The 19,630-nt window shown below is 43.2% G+C and carries 19 protein-coding genes and 1 tRNA gene; 4 read left to right on the top strand and 16 right to left on the bottom strand.

Going from position 1 to position 19,630, the window contains the following annotated elements; translation table 11 throughout:
• The 4 genes from J7J62_02465 to J7J62_02450 all read right to left on the bottom strand — a co-directional run.
• On the bottom strand, positions 1–620 hold a 620-nt coding region (locus J7J62_02465), incomplete at its 3' end, for a polysaccharide deacetylase family protein (GenBank protein ID MCD6124017.1).
• 96 nt (positions 621–716) lie between these two features.
• On the bottom strand, positions 717–1,787 hold the full coding sequence (locus J7J62_02460) for a J domain-containing protein (GenBank protein MCD6124016.1): 1,071 nt from the start codon (positions 1,785–1,787) through the stop codon (positions 717–719).
• Entirely contained in the window at positions 1,787–2,464 is a 678-nt protein-coding gene (locus J7J62_02455) for a zinc metallopeptidase (protein MCD6124015.1), read from the bottom strand. The genes J7J62_02460 and J7J62_02455 overlap by 1 nt, the downstream gene beginning before the upstream one ends.
• A 70-nt stretch (positions 2,465–2,534) precedes the next feature.
• On the bottom strand, positions 2,535–3,302 hold the full coding sequence (locus J7J62_02450) for a hypothetical protein (protein MCD6124014.1): 768 nt from the start codon (positions 3,300–3,302) through the stop codon (positions 2,535–2,537).
• Between the two features lie 147 nt (positions 3,303–3,449).
• On the opposite strand from J7J62_02450, the gene J7J62_02445 reads away from it, so the two are divergent.
• From J7J62_02445 to rlmD, 3 genes are read left to right on the top strand one after another with little or no spacing between them, the layout of a single operon-like run.
• A complete protein-coding gene (locus J7J62_02445; protein MCD6124013.1) occupies positions 3,450–4,223 on the top strand; it encodes an RpiB/LacA/LacB family sugar-phosphate isomerase in 774 nt (257 codons plus the stop codon).
• Positions 4,220–5,503: an NHL repeat-containing protein gene (locus J7J62_02440; protein MCD6124012.1), complete on the top strand. Its 1,284-nt coding sequence runs from the start codon at positions 4,220–4,222 to the stop codon at positions 5,501–5,503. Before J7J62_02445 ends, J7J62_02440 begins: the two co-directional genes overlap by 4 nt.
• Entirely contained in the window at positions 5,503–6,870 is a 1,368-nt protein-coding gene (rlmD, locus tag J7J62_02435) for a 23S rRNA (uracil(1939)-C(5))-methyltransferase RlmD (GenBank protein MCD6124011.1), read from the top strand. The genes J7J62_02440 and rlmD overlap by 1 nt, the downstream gene beginning before the upstream one ends.
• On the opposite strand, the gene J7J62_02430 is transcribed toward rlmD, so the two are convergent.
• The 12 genes from J7J62_02430 to J7J62_02375 all read right to left on the bottom strand — a co-directional run bounded on the left by J7J62_02430 (position 6,871) and on the right by J7J62_02375 (position 18,535).
• Positions 6,871–9,390: a hypothetical protein gene (locus J7J62_02430; GenBank protein MCD6124010.1), complete on the bottom strand. Its 2,520-nt coding sequence runs from the start codon at positions 9,388–9,390 to the stop codon at positions 6,871–6,873. It abuts the gene before it with no gap.
• Positions 9,391–9,479: 89 nt separating this feature from the next.
• Positions 9,480–10,430 (bottom strand): PorV/PorQ family protein, encoded by a 951-nt coding sequence (locus J7J62_02425; protein MCD6124009.1) that lies wholly within the window; start codon positions 10,428–10,430, stop codon positions 9,480–9,482.
• Between the two features lie 18 nt (positions 10,431–10,448).
• Positions 10,449–11,036 carry an indolepyruvate oxidoreductase subunit beta gene (locus J7J62_02420; protein ID MCD6124008.1) on the bottom strand — a complete coding sequence of 196 codons (588 nt, stop codon included), beginning with the start codon at positions 11,034–11,036 and terminating at the stop codon, positions 10,449–10,451.
• A 13-nt stretch (positions 11,037–11,049) separates the two neighbouring features.
• Positions 11,050–13,755 (bottom strand): S8 family serine peptidase, encoded by a 2,706-nt coding sequence (locus tag J7J62_02415; GenBank protein MCD6124007.1) that lies wholly within the window; start codon positions 13,753–13,755, stop codon positions 11,050–11,052.
• A gap of 16 nt (positions 13,756–13,771) precedes the next feature.
• Complete coding sequence (locus J7J62_02410; GenBank protein ID MCD6124006.1) at positions 13,772–14,863, bottom strand: hypothetical protein; 1,092 nt, start codon at positions 14,861–14,863, stop codon at positions 13,772–13,774.
• Between the two features lie 28 nt (positions 14,864–14,891).
• Complete coding sequence (locus J7J62_02405) at positions 14,892–15,104, bottom strand: 50S ribosomal protein L28 (protein MCD6124005.1); 213 nt, start codon at positions 15,102–15,104, stop codon at positions 14,892–14,894.
• 30 nt (positions 15,105–15,134) lie between these two features.
• Positions 15,135–15,208, bottom strand: a tRNA-Pro gene (locus tag J7J62_02400).
• 89 nt (positions 15,209–15,297) lie between these two features.
• A complete protein-coding gene (gene scpB, locus J7J62_02395) occupies positions 15,298–15,876 on the bottom strand; it encodes an SMC-Scp complex subunit ScpB (protein ID MCD6124004.1) in 579 nt (192 codons plus the stop codon).
• A complete protein-coding gene (locus J7J62_02390; protein MCD6124003.1) occupies positions 15,827–16,579 on the bottom strand; it encodes a segregation/condensation protein A in 753 nt (250 codons plus the stop codon). The genes scpB and J7J62_02390 overlap by 50 nt, the downstream gene beginning before the upstream one ends.
• On the bottom strand, positions 16,560–17,669 hold the full coding sequence (locus J7J62_02385; protein ID MCD6124002.1) for a response regulator: 1,110 nt from the start codon (positions 17,667–17,669) through the stop codon (positions 16,560–16,562). The genes J7J62_02390 and J7J62_02385 overlap by 20 nt, the downstream gene beginning before the upstream one ends.
• A gap of 60 nt (positions 17,670–17,729) precedes the next feature.
• Positions 17,730–18,083, bottom strand: a complete 354-nt coding sequence (gene hypA, locus J7J62_02380; GenBank protein MCD6124001.1) for a hydrogenase maturation nickel metallochaperone HypA — start codon at positions 18,081–18,083, stop codon at positions 17,730–17,732.
• Positions 18,084–18,085: 2 nt separating this feature from the next.
• The gene (locus J7J62_02375; protein ID MCD6124000.1) at positions 18,086–18,535 is read right to left on the bottom strand and encodes a DUF494 family protein; all 450 of its coding nucleotides are present in this window, start codon (positions 18,533–18,535) and stop codon (positions 18,086–18,088) included.
• A 72-nt stretch (positions 18,536–18,607) separates the two neighbouring features.
• On the opposite strand from J7J62_02375, the gene J7J62_02370 reads away from it, so the two are divergent.
• Entirely contained in the window at positions 18,608–19,354 is a 747-nt protein-coding gene (locus J7J62_02370; GenBank protein MCD6123999.1) for a hydroxymethylpyrimidine/phosphomethylpyrimidine kinase, read from the top strand.
• The last annotated feature ends 276 nt before the right edge of the window (positions 19,355–19,630 follow it).

Raw genomic sequence — 19,630 nt, 5'->3', positions numbered from 1 at the left:
CCATGCCATATAGGCACTGTGTGTTTACCAACAACATTAACAGGTATATTAGGCAATTCATTTTCTATAATTTTGTTTACTTCACAAATATCGGAATGATATTTATAGCCGAATTTTTTTAGAATAGATTCCAATCCATTAGGAACAACGAATTTGGGAGCAGAAAATCCTTGCGGAGAAAAGCCAAAAATTTTCCTAAAATTATTAGTACTCCATTCTATCTCGCTTTCTGTTTTTTCAAGTGTAAAATTCTTACCAAAATGTTGCCATTCAGCGTGATTACGACCTCCGTGTACACCCAGTTCGATATTTAATTCATTAAATCTGTTTGTGTATTTTTTTACCATTTTGCCAATAACTGGATTGAAAATGATAGTCTTCAAAACACCCTTTGGTCCTAACTTTTTAGTGACTCCGATTTTGAAAATTTTTTCCTCACCACCAGCATTGTTCTTTTTTCTCCCGATTCGTTTAATAAGTATCCTTCTAGATATAGATTTGCCCATATTAACGAAAATCGTCGCTTTAGCAGAGTATTCTTCTAAAATTTTCAAAAGATTTTCCAGGCCTATCGTAGCATCAATAACTGAATCGATATCAAATCTAAGCCCGATCTGCATTATAACACCTCTCTTTACTTCATTATTGTAGTGTCAACGCTTTAGAAGTCAATATTTAATTAATACCCCTTCTGTAAAGCAACTAAAAAATTCAACTCACTTAAGCTTCTCGTCCAGTTCCCTTAGTATTTTCTCCTGCTCAGGAGTTAATTTATCGGGAACTTTATAGTTTATTTCCACGAGAAGGTCACCTTTGCGCCTGCCCCTTACCACCCCCATACCCGGCACACGCAACCTCGCACCCGGCTTTGTTCCCGGTGGCACCTTAACCACAACGGTTTTGCCGGATGGATGCTTTATTCTTACTTTGGCTCCAAGCAAAGCTTTTGTAAATGGAATTTTAATTGATGCCACGAGATTACCGTTCTCAATCCTGAATGTAGGATGTCTCCTAACGAAAACCGTCACATAAAGGTCACCAGGCGGACCGCCATTAAGACCTGGTGAACCAAGTCCCCTGAGTCGCAGAACTTGCCCATTCCTCGTGCCGGGAGGAATCGTCACAAGCACCCTTCTTTGCGACCTAACAGTGCCAGTGCCTCCGCAAGCAGTACATTTTTTAACCGGTATTTGCCCCTTGCCCAGACAGACTGGACAAACTTTCTGCACAGCAAAAAGCCCCTGCTGCATCACTATCACACCTTTACCGTTACATGTAGGACATACTTTTGTGCCGTATCCCGGTTCGGCTCCCGTCCCGCCGCATCGAGGACAGGTTTGACTTACAGGAACAACTATGCTCACCTTTCCACCGAGAAAAGCCGTATTAAAAGGTATCTCAATGGATGTCCGAATGTCTTGCCCCTTCCTCGGTGCTGAAGTAGCAGTAGTACCAAAACCACCGAATATATCGCTGAAAATATCGCTAAGGTCAATTCCGCCAAAAAGGTCGCTGAAATCGAAGCCCCTGCCTTTGGTTCCCGTCCATTTAAATGTTTCCTCACCAAAGGGAACGCCGCCTTTTCGCATCATGTCGTACTGCTGGCGCTTCTTGGGGTCGGAAAGAACTTCGTAAGCCTCGCTTATCTCCTTAAATCTTTCCTCGGCAGTCTTGTCACCGGGATTGGCGTCAGGATGGTATTTTTTAGCAAGCCTTCTGTATGCCCGTTTTATCTCCTCAAGAGATGCATTCTCGGGAACGCCAAGTATTTGATAATAATCTTTCATTAGCGTCTACGAGCTATAAGAATCATTCGTAATAAATTAAGTATAGCCATCGCTGCAGCGGCAACATAAGTAAGAGCCGCAGCATTGAGAACCCTCTTTGCCCCCTCAAGCTCTTCAGGGGAGAGTATTTGTAATAAGGAAAGAGTATTTAACGCCCTTTTTGAAGCATCAAACTCAACTGGAAGTGTTATAAGGTGAAACGCTACTGCCCCCGAAAAAAGGATTATCCCAAGCTTGACTAAAGAGGGTATAGCCAGAAAGATACCGAAAATAAAGAGAGGAAAAGCAAGATTCGTCCCTAACGAAACAACTGGCACTATGGCACTTCTTATAACGAGAGGTGTGTATGATTTTGCATGCTGTATAGCGTGCCCGCATTCATGAGCAGCTATGCCTACAGCAGCAACAGTTGATTCACCGTAAACTCCGGGAGAAAGCCTTAAAACTTTCCTTCGAGGGTCGTAATGGTCTCCAAGTTCAACAGGGGTGGTTTCTATCTTTACATCGAGCCTGTTGGCGGAAAGTATCATCTTTGCAACCTCTGCACCGGTGAGTCCCCTTCTCACCAACACCTGAGACCATCGCATATATTCACCTTTGACCTTGTTCTGAGCCCACAAAGCGAAAATCAATGCTGGTATGAGAAGTATTATAGTCGGGTCCCAAAACCAGAACATACTCATCACCTCCGCAAATTATTTTATCAAAAAGAAGCGTTCAATCAAGCCTTTTTAGTAATCAGACGAGTTATCTCGTCATTCGTAGCGTTTCTATAACTGCTTTGGCGACCTCCCATCTCGATTCTATAGCAGGCGGATGAAATATAAATACACCATCAACGAAATCGTAAATTTGCTCGATATCGTCCAAAACCTCGGAAGCGGTTATTTCCCGATTATCGGGCGGAGCAGTAGAAACCTGAACCCAAACCTTAACATCAGGGTTTACCCCCTTTATCTGGTCCACCAAATTTTTGACCTTATCTTTGTAATCGCTGTGGGTTTGCCAGCGCTGAGACTGGATAACTATAACATCCGCATGTGGTGCAAAGTCGCTGTAAAAAAGGATTAAATGACCAAGGTCGGGACCGAACGAATACTCGAGACCGTAACCTCTAACCAAAGCCCCTATCGTTTTCTCTCGCCTCACAAATTCGTCCACATCATAATCAGCCTCAAGGTTAAACGCTATTCTCGTCACATCATGATTTAACGCTTCTCTTACTAAACTATCGGCGACATCAAACATTGGGTCACCGAACAAAAGCTCCTTACGCCCTATCCTCATGCTGTCAAGTTTAGCTAAATTATAATGCCTTACTGTCGAAACATCATTCTCAAGCCAATGTTCATTCAGGAAATTAATCACATCAGCTCCCTCAGCGCCGAGGTTCGTCCCGATAGGAAGAACTTCATTGGCATTGTTTGAACCACCACTCCCTGATGTAGTTTTGCTTGGGCAACCAAAAAGAAAAAGTGAAACAGAAATTAGTAAAAAATAATTCAACCCTCTCAATCCTTCCTCCTTTAAAAAATTCTGCCAATTCTAATGAGCCCAAGCTATCGCTCATATGTCAATGCTTATACATTAGTAAAGATTTCTCGCATTAATAATCTAAAAAATATTTGCGGGCACGGCAATATGTAAAGATATTAGTTAACCATGACAAAAGAAGAGCTCGACAGAATAGTTGAAGAAGTATTAGCACGGATACTGGGGAAAACTGCGCCCGAACAGGAAAAAACTGTTTCAAAAAAGAACAATCCAGCCTCTGACAAAAAATATCCCATTCTAAAACCCATAAGAACTGGTGTTCCAGTATTAGTAACAGAAGACGCCCTAAAAAAACTCGTTCCCAATGGAGGAACAATACTTGTCGAGGGAAAGTTCATCGTAACCCCTTCCGCCAAAGACTTCATAATGCGAAAAGGAATAATGATAAAGCCTGTCGAACAAATTCCCGAAAGCCTTAAAAGTCAAGAAAAACATCCGTCAACGAAAAACAATGTAGCGCTTGCTTCAGATACAACAGGCATAGCGCACCTAAAGTATCTGACTGAAAAACTTGCTCAGGAAGGATATAAGCCGATAAATGTTTTCGAGGCGAGAAACGAGAAACCCGAGACAGCAAAACTGGTTGAACTCGTTTGCGAAAAATTAAGAGACGGCATGGCTACATTTGGCATTATAATGGACAAAGACGGCTTCGGAAGTATGATACATGCGAATCGATTTAAAGGAATCCGCGCAGTAATAGTCGGAAACGAGCAGGATGCACAGATAGCAAGGGAAAAATTCGATGCAAATATTTTATGTATTCCCACAAGCAAGTTCTCCGAACAAAGAACGCTTGAAATAGCGAGGAAATTCATCACAACAGAGTTCGGGGGAAACAAGGAGAATGAAAAAGTCATCGCGGATATGGATAAGGCATGAATCGTGCGATTCTAACATTATTTGCTCTGCTTATTGTGGGCATAGCGAACTGCGAGCAAAAAGAGACAACCTATCTTTACCCGCCTTTCAAGCATTCCTGGGGATTCCATAAGGGTACCGAAGAAAAACTCGACATGCTATTAGGAGACCGCACCGATTTCGACAACCCCCAGGGAATCGCTGTTACCCGTCTCAAAAGTTGGGACAATCCCAAAACCACCCGTGACGATGATGAGGTAACGGTTTTCGGGGTTAACTCCGGACGAGGCCAGATTATCTACAACAAATCAATGTACAAACTTGGACTTTACGGCAGCAAAGGTAGTGGAAGAGAACAATTTCTAAATCCTCATGGAATATGCGCAACTCCCGATGGTGATGTTTATGTTGCAGATACCGGCAACAGAAGAATAGTTCATCTCCACATTCCAAAAGACAGCCTTTATTGGGTAAAAACCATAGGCGAAGATATACTTTCGGCACCTTTTGATGTAGCATGCATTCCCGGCGGAACACTTTATGTTTCCGACAGTGAACTTGGCGCCATTTTTGTTTTCGACACATCCGGGAATCTAATCAAAACCTTTAGGGGCTTGTTTGCACCTCGAGGAATTGATGTGGACGCATCCTCAATAAGATGGTCGGCATATAAAGGTAATTTCATCGTTGTCGTTGACTCAGCGGGCAAAAAAATAGTAAAATTAAATCGCATAAATGGGAGAAGACTCGGGGAAGTATCTATGAGGAAACTCGGAATGCCCGACGCCAATCTCCAGTATCTTGCGCTCGATTACCTGGACAACATAAACGTTACCGACATGGCAAGATGCCAAATTCACAAATTCGACAGGAAATTACGATATTTAACTTCCTATGGTAGTTGCGGCACGGGCGATGACCAGTTCGACCAACCGCGCGGAATAGCTATATGGCGCCGATTCGGGCAAATCTTTATCGCGGAAAGAGCATCCGCACAGTATTTCTGGGTTGGCGTGGATGTTAAAAGCTTTAGAATAACAAGAAATGACGACAGACAATTTCTTATCCATGCATTCGTTACGGAAGATGCATACCTAACCGTCACCATAAAAGGCAATGGAATAAAAAGGCAACTGCTGAAGCGCAAAAGGCGGCTTTCCGCAGGAGAAAACATGTTCCGAATAAACATTCCCTTGGACATAAAACCTGGAAAATACAATCTCATATTTTCATTCGAGGCTACATATAGCTCAAAAGGTTACTTCTCAAAAACTGTAGAAAAAACGATCAACATAATGTGATGGACACCGAAAAAATCGAAATAGGCAATTTGGTTGAGCTATCCACGGAAAAGCTCGTTTATGGTGGTGCAGCGATAGCTCACAAGGAAGGCAAAACTATTTTCGTTTATGGTTCGCTTCCTGACGAGAAAGTATTAGCCAGAATTGTAAGAAAGCGAAAGGGTATTTTCTATGCCCAAACAGAGGAAGTGATTGAACCATCGGAAAAAAGAATTGAACCAGCATGTCCACATTTTGGCTTGTGCGGAGGCTGTATATGGCAACATATACCATATAAAAATCAATTGGCATATAAGCAGGATATATTTTCCGAAACTGTCAAAAAAATCTCAAAAATATACGATTTCGAAATTGAGCCTATAATACCGTCACCCGAAGAATTCGGCTATAGAAACAAAATGGAATTTACCTTCGGCAGCGACGATAGAGGAGTTTATCTTGGTCTGCACAAAAGATGGAAATTCGACGAACTAACGCCTGTAGCCAAGGACTGTCTGTTAATTCCTGAAGAACTGCGAAAAATAGTTGCCTTCGTGGAGAACATGGCACAGGGTGAGGCACCATACGACCCGCGAACTGGAAAAGGTTATATAAGATTTCTTACGCTCAGGTGGAGCTTCTTCGAAAGAAAAGCCTTGATAGGTATTACCGTGACGAATTTGATCGAAAAAGAAATATATAAATTTTGGTTTGAAGCACTTTCAAAAGAGTTTCCTAAAAATATTGCGGGAGGATTCATAACCATTAATCCCGCGGGCAGCAGCTCACAGGGAAAATATATACACCTTTTTGGCGAAAAAAGAATAAAAGAGAAAATAGGCGATAAAATATATACTATATCAGCCCTGTCGTTTTTTCAGACTAACCCGAAGGCTGCGAAATCGTTGTTTGATATAGTTCTTGAATACGCTGAACCTCAAAGCAACGATACAATATGGGACCTTTACTGCGGAGCAGGAACAATAGGCATATATATATCAGAAAAAGTAAAAAGTGTGCTCGGCATCGAGAGCGAAGAGGTTTCTATTGAGGATGCATGGATAAATGTTGAGTTAAACAATGTCAAAAACAGCCATTTTATCCACGGCAGGGTAAATACAGTTCTTGCTCAACTTTTAAAAGATAATATTGCTCCCGATATAATAATCGTCGACCCTCCACGTGCTGGACTTGCCAAAAAAGTGATTCACAAAATTGTATCTCTCGCACCAAAGAAAGTGGTTTATGTATCCTGCAACCCGTCAACGCTTGCTCGTGACGCTGCAGAATTCGCAAAATACGATTATATACTCATAAAAGCCCGACCGATAGATATGTTCCCTCAAACCTATCACATAGAATCAGTAGCACTGATAGTCAAAAAATAATCATTTTATAACCAAAATCAGGGAATATATGTTCTTTACTTTTCCTTTCCACACAAGAATATATATACCGCTTTCCATGTCATGAGTTGAAATAGGCAATTCGACATGCTCGACAACGCCTTCAAAAAGTTTTTTGACAACCTCACCTTTTAGATTATACAAAACTAACTCCCCTCTCTCCTTCTTCGGCAAAGCAAGTTCCACCAAGGCTTTATCGTTAAACGGATTAGGCCTCACTGACAGATAGCATTTTGACGGCTTCACGCTCTCTGAAATCTTTGTATGGGTTATGGTGAACCAGTATTCCAGCGTTGGAGCCGCATTAGGTGAACCATAATCTATTATATCGTGTAAATTCCGAAGTGATAATCTCACCGTATCACCCAAATATCCCCGTCCATCGTAGAAATACAAAACATGAACTAAAGTATCGGAAACTGGATTAAAGCTTGGCGTAACGAGAGTGTCATTTATATACAATGACAAATCATTAGTATCAATCCCTGTACCGTTTAGAGGGTCTATTAAAAATATATCGATTGTAACAGTATCGTAATCAAGATGAGCCCCAGGGATAGGAAACATACTAAGCTGAGTAGGCGCAGTATAATCAGCTTTGAAGAAAAAGCTTACAACTGAGGAAGCATTGCCCACAAGGTCAGAACAAGACAAGAGACGAACAGTATTTTCGCCCTCAGGATATGGAGCCGATGGCACAAATCTTAGTGTGTCCAGCGAATATGTCAACTCAGAGGACGACAAATTATATATAACACCATTAACATCCAGTCTTATAGAAGGTTCATATACACCTGAAGCATCACTTATATAAAATTCAATAGGGAGCGTAGAATCTGATGTAGCAGTGCCGTTAAGCGGTTTTATCAATCTCACATCGGGTGGCGTGATATCGGCGCTTGATATGGAATCGTAAAACCACCAGCAGAAAGGCGGCGCCTCGTTTGGACCGCAATAGAACACATCATCGCGCAAATCTATAACACATACTGTAACGCTCCCCCGAGGAACAGGTATCAAAGGCGCATAAACGAAACTATCGCCCTCAAAGGTCAAATCCGGCGAAGATAACGAAATAGTGTCATCGTTAACCACAACCCTAAAGTGGTCAACATTCGATAAACTATCATAGATATGAGCCGTTATCACGGGAAACGCGGTGTACACCGTCTCCCCTATATCAGGATTTGGGGCAAAAACAACCGGAGGAGACATATCGATCACTACATAACCGCTTAAAGGAAGCCCCAGCGCAGCATTACCGGCAGTATCCGAGGCTGAAATGAGCGAAAATCTTACTGTATCCCCGTCGTGCAAATCACTTGATGGCACGAATATCGCCGAATCGCCTCTTATGGTGAATCCAGAGCTATCGTAACGAATCGAATTAACCTCAATAATCACTGATGACCAATCCACAGCACCGCCTGGGTCGTCAATCTTAAAAACAATCCTCTGGCGACGGCATGAAGAATGTCGACCAGGAATAGGCTCAACGAGCGCCACGACCGGCGGAGAAACATCGCGAATGGATGGAAGCGAATCTGATGTGAAAATGTAAAACCCTTCAGTCGTGGATGCAAAAATATAGGGATATCTTATGTTAATTTCATTAAAATAAACTGGTAAACCCGGTGAGGAATACATATCGACAAGCCTTGGGGAAGCCATCGTCTCCCAGTTGACAACCTCAACGCCACCGGAACCATTAGCAATAACATAGAAATCATCCCACGCACAACCATGATTGCAGTCACCTGATACTGTAACATATGTATAGGGCGAACCCCCAGCAGATGTAATATCTATCAAAGCTACCCCAGATATTGGCATAGGCAATATTGAACGGAAAGGACCATAAATCCTATTCCCCCACATATCTACATCTCTGCAGCCACCCCGAAAACTATTGGATAGTATTCTTACAGGTGTATAAGGGTCGGTAACATCATACAATATTGCATGAGTCCCAAATGTATCAGGACCGCCAATAATTACTGCATATATACTTTCGGCATCAACAGCTCTTGTCTCAAATCTGTAGGAGAAAATTAGCGAATCTCTTATTCCGTGTCCCGTAACTCCTATTCCGTAAATCCTGAATTCAGTGCCCAATGCTCCAAAAAGACAACCATTGTTAAAAGCGAGGTCCTCAACATAACACGGGCGCGGGAGAACTATCTTACCTATAGTATCTGGCGAATCGGGGCGAGACAAATTAAGGAAATAGATGTAGCCATAAAGCCCAAGGAATCCTATCGTGTCGTAGCCTATTTCCATGTCAACAGTATTCATCATGAAGCGTATAGTATCGACAGCACGCGGCGCGGAGGGAGTCGAAACATCGAAAACCACAAGGTCTCTGCCGGCAAGAAGATAAGCATAATTCCTGTAAGGCACACAGTCAACAACATCCCTATAGCCCGAAACGCTGCTTATAAGATGCATTCCGTAAATTGCTCCAAAAACAAATAAGATAAAAACAACTATAATTCTTCTCATTTTCCCCTCCTTAATTAATTCAACAAAAAATAAACAACAATAGGAAAATATCAAGTGGGATTTTAGACTTTAGCTATTTTTAAAATAAATTAAATTCCCCAATATTTAAGCGAGAAAATATTGACCACACCAAGGTCACCGTAAAACCCTAACGCATAGTCAAACGAAAATTTTTTGGCAGTTACACCAATACCAAAAGATAATCCATTGGTAATGATGTTGACATCCTCTGGCGCAGGTCGCAGCTTGTAGCCAAAACGCACCTTAAAATACTTAGCCGGCTCAAACTCAAAGCCTATCGCTGGCTCCAAGCCGACCGAACCAACCTTTATCCCCCGTGACTTAGAGATATTAACCTGCCCACCAACCGAACCCGAAAAACCAGTAAGCCGGGTCGACCCACCAATAGAAATCAAAGGATTAATCGAAAGTTCATCATCGCAGTATTTTGACAGTGGAATACCAATGTTTCTTATCGATACGCCCACTTCGGATTTCTTCCTCCTGAAGCGAGCATAAACACCCGCGCCCAGAACAAAAGCAGACGCACTAAACGTGTCGAGCGACGAAAAAAGCAATCGGGTCGAAACACCAGCCGAAACTACCTTGCTTATTCTCTGCGCATAGCCCGCAAAAATACCAAAATCACCTGCGGAGAATGTTCCTATTTTGTTACCATTTTCGTCCATACGGTCAAACTCACCGTAAGAAATGCCATCAAGACCCGCCACAACGAATCTTTTGCTGGCATCAGAAACTCTCTTAGAAACCACCGCGCTGAATGCATTGAAAAATTCCCAGTAGTTTCCATAAGAAAGGGAAAACCCCTCGATGGAATTTGATGCTATTGACGCTGGGTTCACAAGCACAGCGGAAGGGGTTTTGCCCCAACCGCATACCACACCACCCAAAGCAGCTATTCGCGGCTCAACATGGTTATGAAGTAGAAAGGTCATGGATTCAGTTCCAGCGTAATCCGCTGGAGAAACAGCCAACGACAAGCCAAAAACAAACAAAAGGTAAAATGTGATTTTATACATTATCAAACTCCTGATTCGCTACTTATTTAAAACAGCTTCTCTACCTAACTTAAAGGCTTTTAGGTTTGCGTCCACATATTTTTTTGGCACGCGTCTTTTTATCACCTCGGACCAATCATCCTCGGAAAACGGCAGGAAATGCGACAACGCTCCAAGAAGAACTACATTAGCAGCTCTCGTCGTGCCTGCCTCTTTAGCCAGAGAAATCCCATCTATAATGATAACATCGGGAACCACACTCTTTATCTTATCGAATATGTTCTCAGGGTAATCGGCAGCACCTGATGCAACCGTGGCGGGCATTATTGGGCGAGAATTAACGATGACTTTTCCGGTCTCCTTGACATAATGAAGAGTCCTTAGCGCTTCGAGAGGTTCGAAAGCCAACAGTACATCAGCCTCCCCCTCAGTTATAAGCGGTGAGTAAATTTTCTCGCCAAACTTTACCGCGCTAACAACAGAACCACCTCTCTGCGCCATTCCGTGGACCTCTGACTTCTTGACATCATACCCTGAGCGAAGAGCAACATCGGAAAGCAATTCACTGGCAAGAATTATACCTTGCCCGCCTACTCCCGAGATAAACACCGATACTTGCTGTCCCATCTCTTACTCCCCTTTATCTTATCAATCCTACCTTCTTACCATAAACTTTATTTCCCGTATTTATAATAAACAAGTACATCCCCGAGGGAAGTATTTTGCCATCATCGTCTCGCCCATCCCAGAGAATTGTGTTATTACCACTTCCTACGGTTCCGAACGAACGAACAACTCTGCCATTCAAATCCATTATCAACGCACGAGCCTCGGTGTCCAAATCAAAACTTATCCGCACTGTGCTGTTAAATGGATTCGGCATCACCTTTATTTCTATTCCGCTCGCCTTGGGCTTGGAATGCGATTCTTCATTAACCCCCACATACTCAAACCCATACCACCTAACGATTCTTGCTATAAGCGAGTCGCGGTCGTCATAGCCTACAGTATTGTTAACCACGCCCTCAAGTCCGAACTCAAAGAACAAATTCTTCGCGCCGGAAGGTAGAACTTTCCTCGTAGCCGCAAAATGAGTGGGGTCTGAGTCATCCCTATATCGAAGGATTCCGGCTCCTGAGGAAGCTAAAGTACATGTCCCAAGCGAAACCTGGTTGCCAGCGGCATCAGATGCGGTGAAACAGTTCAACAAAATTCCATCAGTTATCGAATCCCCTGAAATGCCCTCTATATTAAATGCCCAAACACGAGGAACCGCATCATCAACATGCACCGCCCCAAAATAGTCCGCAAGAAAAGCTGAATCAAATGACGCTAAAAAGTCGCCCGCATACTGCCCAGTCAAAACAAGCCCCATACCATGGTCCGCGGCAGCTTTGAAAACCGAAATCTCCTCCGCAGAAAAAATGTTAGTGCTATTATCACATGTCAGTATCCATATCGCAGCATATCCGCCGTTTAGAACTGTAGAGTCGAGTTCGCCCGAACTGCTGCGGCTGTGGAAATTATAAAACACATTTCCTCTGTCGAAGGATTGAAGTATGTATTCCTCGAAGTCGTTAGTGCTGTCACAGTCGTAAACCAAAAACTGCGGTATTCCCACTGTAGTCCATCGCATTGCATATTTCTGATAATGCTGTGGCGGGCACTTTATGAAAAAGTGGATCCTCGCGTGATGAGCATATGTTCCCTCGGCAACTGTGAATTTGAGGGGATGCGACAAGTTATCAACTGAACTTCCCGGATACAATGTGCCAAAATACGAAATGCTATCCACAAGCAGGATGCTCTCGTCGTACACTTTAAGCTCAACAATCAATGACTCAGCAGGCTGCCATCCTACCTTATTCGAAACCTCAACGAAGACCTGTGCCGTTTCCCCTGGTTCGACAAGCCCATCGTCATTGCCATCCATAATATCAATGGCGATGCTTATGTTAGGCCACATGTGAGCTGTAAGCGCTTTGTTGGCGTTAACTTTTCCGCTTCCAAGAAGACCCCTGTAAGTTGGATTAACCGAATAAATATCATCGACGCCCTCCTCAACCCTTCTCCGCCAGAATTCATTGGATGAATCGGGGAAAAATGCGCACAGCAAGGCTCCCACACCAGCAGCTACTGGAGTTGCCATCGAGGTGCCATCCCAGGCTACATATGTACTATTGGGTCTCGTTGAGTATATTGAAACCCCAGGTGCGCTAACATCCACCCATGTGCCGTAATTTGAGAAGTAAGCTTTTCTGTTCCCGCTGTTAAGCGCTGCAACAGCAATAATGAAATCATAATAACTCGGATAATGCGGAACCGAGATGTTGTCATTCCCTGCAGCAGCAAAGATAATCACATTATCATACCACAATCGCCTAAGATAATACTTAGCAGTGCGATTCTCCACAGTATCACCAAACGAAAGGCTTAGAACATTAATACCCTTCTCATATGCATATTGCAACGCGCCTATTTCAGCTGCCGTTTCGTGTCGCCCACCGTGAGGACCAAGATAGTCGCTTCGTAAAATCATAAGTGAGATTCTCCAATTTATACCTGCTATACCGACATGGTTATTCCCAACAGCGCCTATAACTCCTATGGTGTGTGTGCCATGTCCATCGAAATCGTCCGGATTGTTGTCCTGGTCTTCTCCATCCTCTCCAGGAACCACCATACCACCAAGTCCTTCAATAAAATCCCAGCCAATAAGATCGTCGATGTAACCGTTGCCGTCATCATCTATCCCATTCATGTCGTCCGGGTCCATAGGAACGCCATCGTGGTCGAGGTCTTCACCAGGATTAACCCATAAATTATCGTAAATGTCGGGATGATACCATTGAACTCCTTCAATGTTTGTGGCAATAACATTTCTTGATCCTCGGGTAAAATCCCATGCCCCTTTGGCATCTATAGTGTCGATGTACCATTGCCTATCGAGCCTTGGGTCATTGGGTATAGCGCAAACCTCGTAAATATGATCAGGGTCTGCAAGAATAACAAACCTTGATTGCTCAAATCTTTTGCAAATGTCAGGTATGAGAGACGAATCAAGCTTCGTATAAAGAATGGATTGATTCCTTACTGGATATCTTTTTTGGGCATAGATGGGATTTGTAGCTTTCGGGAAAAGCTTTTTAGCTTTGAATATCTTAAACTCAACCATTAACGAGTCAATTTCGGGAATTCCAGTCCTTACGAACCCATCATCGCCCTTCTGGAAATTTAGCTCTATTTCAGGCTTGAAAAGGACCAGAAATCTATCGGGTAGCCATCCTGAAGCGAATATCTGAGTTGTCATAACGAGCACTATTGCTGTGGGTAACATCCTTTTCATTACACTAAACCTCCCATCAATCTTCTGTTAAAGCCAATGTTTTAATGCCAAATTCCTTCCGCAATTCCTCGCTTTCCTCCTTATTTCTAACTATAGCGAGCATACTTTCATTTGGCACCAGCGATAAATCCAGGTCGCCTGGCAATCGCCATTCCTGCTCATATGCCCAGACATATCTTCTGCTTCGCAAAGGCTGATAAAAATCTTTAAGCGTTTCTGGTAGTTTATCGTAGTCCTTTTTCGCAACATAGTTTACTGGCCTCAAACCCACTTGAAAAGCTGATTCAATAGTTATCGCTAACCCATATGGTTCCCAATAAAACCTGCCAAGTCCCTTTCTCCACCTCATAAATCTTAGCGAACCGAGAGGACTAAGCGCTGTAAACGATACAAATCTCTTGCCCTCTCTGGCACTCTTAGATGAACCGCAAATAATTTTCCGCTCAAGAATCCTTTTTAGTGAATTGAACGCATTGTGAGAGTAAACATCGTGGGAATTTATTATGGACTCGTAGAACTCAAATTTGCTTTCAAAACACCATGGAGCATAGCTGCTGTGAGTCCAATGAGTTAGATAATTCCAATTCGAATCATTCAAGACTTTATCGGATAATTCACTTAATTTTAGCGTATTAGGATACCTCTGAGAAATCGTCTCATCTATAGGATTGCTAACCTTATAGGTTTCAACAATTTTGTCCTCGGCTTTTAATTCGCTAATATTTCGCTCAATATTACCACCCTCTCTGACCCAAATGGCGTAAATTTTGTCGGCGTCATTTATTATGGCTTTATCACGCTTATGCCACCAGTTTTTGCCCTTGCCATCCCCTTCCACACAAACGAAATCCACCGCATCCTCATCAAGCATGAATTCATCTATTACTTCGCTTTTTTCCGCATTTTCGGGAATATAGACAGTTACCCTACAATTTTTCTTTGAAGCAAGGAAAAGCACCATCTCCCATGTGGATAACTCTATGGAAGTGAGAATGTTACAGTCGCTTACTTGTGTTATCTCGTCAAAAGCCTTTTTTGTTGACTTTACCCAGGGGTCAGCGCCAAGGATGACCTTCGAAACGCGGGAGTTAACGATTGCGAATTTCATAATTCACATAGTAACATATAATTAAAATTTATTCCTCAGATTTTACTTTAACATATTTCTGCACTTTTCCAGATTTCAAGCATCTAACACATACATTAATCTTTCTCACCCTGCCACTTGCGGTAATAACCCTTACTTTCTGGATGTTTGGCAAAAAACGCCTCTTGGTTCTGTTGTTAGCGTGGCTGACTCTGTTCCCAACCTGAACCCTTCTTCCGCATATTTCGCATACTTTAGCCATTTTCTCCTCCTAAATTCTCTCTTACCTCAATCGGGGCGAGAGGATTTGAACCTCCGACCCCCTGGACCCAAACCAGGTGCGCTTCCAGACTGCGCTACGCCCCGAAAGGCAATATAGTTTAAATAAAATCAATACTTTGTCAAACAATTTTTAGGTCAAAATATCTCGGGAAAACTGGAATGATATGCTGACCTTACTTCTCCTCAAAAAGCTCCTTGAGTTCTTCAATCTTAGGGATATCAGAATCCTTTTCGAGTCCGAACAATTTGAGAAACCTTTTTGTAGTGACATAAATGAAAGGTCTTCCGGGTGTTTTAGCGCGCCCTTTTATGGTTATCAATCTCTCGCTTAGAAGCTGCTGAAGAGGACCAATAGAGTTTACTCCCCTTATTTTATCGATAACTTTTTTCGTTACTGGCTGCTTGACAGCAACAATTGCTAAAACTTCAAGCATAGAACGCGTTATGTGTAGAGATGTTCTGCTCGCAAGCTCCTCAAGCCACGGAGCAAAATCAGGTAAAACATAAAAAGAGTAACCACCAGCTATGTATCTTATCTCAAAGCTTCTTCCACTGTTCCTGTATTGTCTATTAAGATCATCGACAATTTTTGTGATTCTCTGCGGGTCGATACCTGTGGCACGAGAAATCTTATACTCGCTGATAGGCTCCGGTGAAGCTGCTATAAGGGCTTCAACTATAGACTCATCTGATATTGTCCGCTCATTGAATAGTTCCTGCGTCACCTTTGTTTTTGATTCGTTTTCTCTCATATATCCATATCATCCCGAATGGTTTATTTTGTCTCACCAGAATTTTCTGCATTCTCATAAGTTCAAGTATCGCGAAAAATGTCGCAACGAAAAATAATGGTGTTACACCATTCCCCTCGAAAAGCTCCATCAAAGACATAGCCTTATGCTTCGAAATAAGTGATTCTATTTGTGCCATTCTTTCAGCCACATTAACCTGCTCTTCAGGCGCAACCATTATGCGGTTTTCCTTCTTTAAAAGCTCCCAAGCAAGCTTCATTAAATCGATAAGTTCATAAGGCATCTCGAGTTGTGTCGCCACAGGAGCCACAAAATTATTAGCAGGATAGCGGAGTTTCTCCCTGTTGAACCTAACCCTCAAAACCTCCCCCGCTTTCTTGAATTTCTGGTATTGTTTGAGCAATTCTGCGAGAGCCTCGACATCGAGTTCCTCCATGTCCTCGGAAACGGGCGAAGTTCGTGGCAGAAGTGATTTCGTCTTTATGCTTATAAGAATCGCTGCCATGTAAAGGTACTCGCCCGCTATCTCCATATCCAGTGAGCGCATAAGCTCAATGTAGCTCAGATATTGAGATGTAATATGCGATATAGGGATGTTGTTAATGTCTATCTCATCCTTTTTGATGAGGTAAAGCAGAAGGTCAAGCGGACCCTCAAAATCCTCGAGAACGACCCTATATTGTTCATGCTTTGTAAGTAACATCTTTGGGCTGTTTCAAAATGTTGTAAATTTCGTAATCAAGAAACGCTTGCGCTATGTCTGGGTCGAACTGCTTACCTTTGTTCTTTTCAATAATTTCAAGCACCTGCTCCAATGGCAGTGCGTTACGATATGGTCTGTTGCTCGTCATGGCATCGAATGAATCCACCACAGCGAGCAATCTCGCACCGAATGGTATTTCCTCGCCCCTAAGTCCGTCAGGGTAACCCTGACCATCCCAGCGCTCGTGATGATGTCGTACTAAAGGTGCTATATCCTTAAAAAAGTCAACATTGCTTATTATGCGTTCTCCTATTATCGGGTGTTGCCGCACTATCTCAAGCTCTTTCTTCGTTAACGGTCCAGGTTTGTCGAGAATCTCCTGCGAAATGGCTATTTTCCCTATATCATGAAGAAGAGCAGCGTACTCTAATCTTTCTATTTTTTTCTCAGAGAAACCCAATTTATCAGCCAATGCCTTGGCGTAAAGTCTTACATTGTTTGAATGCCCTTTCGTATAGGGGTCCTTTTCTTCCACCGCGCTCGCTAGTATTCGAACCGTTTCCTTGTGAATTCGCCTAAGCTCGTTAAGTGCCTCCATAAGCTGTCGCGTCCGCTGGTGAATCCTGTTTTCAAGCTCTTTCTGATACTTGAGCTTCTCAAGCTGGAGAAGTTTATTGCGAAGCAGGAGCTGTCTGTATTCAAGCGCTTTCTCGACGGCAAACACTATAACATCCTTTTGTACGGGCTTTATAAGGTAATTATGAGCTCCCATTCGCGTCATAGCTACCGCAGTGCGAACATCATTAAGTCCAGTAAGCATTATCACAGGAACCTCTGGATACTTCGTCCTTATGAATCTAAGCACATCATCTCCCGAAAATTCGGGCATTCTTATGTCGGATATGACGACATCTATGTCGAACTGGCCGAAAAGTTTCAATGCTTGCTTAGGGTCCGTGAATGTAAGGACATAGAAATTTTCAGGCTCAAGGTAAGCTTTGACAGCATTGCAAACATTTGGTTCGTCGTCTATAACCAGAACTAAACCCTTATACTCATCAACGGGATGTTTTCTCTTCTCATCAGGCATTATAATACGCTCTCCCTGCCACAAATTCCCTGCCGCAAATAGATAACGGCAAAACCTCCATCACCCATTAACTAACGCTTTTAGCTCCTCAACGAAGAACTCATTCCCACCCACAAGATTCACATTAGCGCTACCACAAACAGGACAAACGGCCTGTGCCCTTTCAACAGAACTTTCCGCCCCACAATCGTTACACTTTATGGTCAGCGGAACCTCATCTATAACGAGCGTCGCATTGCAAAGGACCTTATGCGACTTTTTCATTGCATCGAAGGCGAAAATAAGTAAATCAGGCAAAACTGCCTTCAAAACTCCTATTTTAACCCTTACCTCCTTTACTTCAGTTATTGAGTTAGACGCAGCAAACGACAAAACTGTCCTTATTATGGCGCTCGCTATGCTTTGCTCGTGCATTTTCAGTTTACTATGTCTTCGTCACCCTCGACGAAAGCTGCTTCCGAAACATTAAGATTATCAATGTCTATAACCATCTCTGCGACTCGCCTGAACTCGTCAAGGTTGAGCTTTTCCTCGTCAAGAGATGCTCTTATAAAAATTAACTCCACCTGCTCATCGGATAGAATACCGTATCTTACAAGGCTGGAAAGCATTTTGGCTGATTCAGGCGAAAGAAAGGAGAGTTCGTGCTCAGAAAATACTCTATGAGGCTTTTTAACTCTGAAATTTGATTTTTTTCTGAACAAACTTAATGCTCTGTCAACCTGTTTTGGGGAATGTCCTTTTTTAATAATCTTCTTTCGTGCGGAGCGGGGGTCAGCAAGCACACCACCTGATGAATCAGCTATCTCCGCAAGCATAACAACAATATCTATAATCGTGTCATCACGCATTGACGAATCGTCCATTTAGCATCACCAAACTAAAAAATATTAATAATTGTTTGATAGTCAAGAAATAGTGCTTTATAATTTACTAAAATGGAATATGTAGTAGCCATATCGGGACTTGACCCATCAGGGAAAGCGGGGCTTTTGCTCGACTGTTGCGTCATACGGGCTCAGGGCATCTGGGCTGCGGGAATAGCATCCGCTCTAACCGTGCAGAACTTCAGGGTTGCAAAGGGATTCACTCCGGTGGAGACCAAGATAATAAGCGACCAGCTCGAGTTACTTTTCAAATCAGGTCTGCCCAAAGCCGTAAAAATAGGCATGTTACCAAACGCAGAGATTGCGGAAACGATTTTCAGCGCACTCGAGGGCAAAAACATACCAATAGTTTTGGACCCGATACTCTCGACGGCGGACGGGCTGCCTTTCATCGAGCCTCAGGCATGCATTCGAATCCTTGAAAAATTCGGAAAGCTAATAACAGTTCTGACACCAAACTGGGACGAAGTAACGAGATTGTCCGAGATAAGGAAATTCGTGAATGTTGAGATTCCTGCGTTCGCTGAATTCGCATTCTCAACCGGCATAAAAGCAGTCGTGTTCAAGGGCGGTCATCTTCTGGGTGAAGAAATAGTCGACAGGCTGGTCATCCACGACGGGACCGAAAAGGAATACGCGCGGAAACGCTTAAAATTCAAGCCCCGCGGGACAGGATGCGCGCTCTCATCAGCCATAACTGCATTCCTCGGACTGGGCGAGACGGTCGTCAACGCGTTCACATTCGCTGAAAACTTCATGGACAGATTCCTTACCAATCCACTCGATGCCACAAGGTGAATTTCCCGGGAACAACTATTTTGGCTCCGTTCTTTAGTGCTGCTGAGGTAGAAAATTGGAATCGCGTAAAACAGTTGAATCGCGGATACCGCGGAAACACGGAAACCGCGGAGGCTGAGGTTTTTGGGTTATTTTATCGGGCGACTGTAACAGTGCCTTCGCAAACGACCTCGCCGGCGACCTCGATGGTGTAGATGTAAACTCCCTCGGGAACAGGATTACCACCGTCATCCGTGCCGTCCCAGCGGGCATGCTGCTTGGCGGAAAGACCAGCGG

It is taken from the genome of bacterium (assembly GCA_021159335.1).
Taxonomy (GTDB): domain Bacteria; phylum UBP14; class UBA6098; order B30-G16; family B30-G16; genus JAGGRZ01.
Note: the sequence above shows the minus strand (reverse complement) of the source record. Positions and strands in the feature narration are given on the sequence as shown.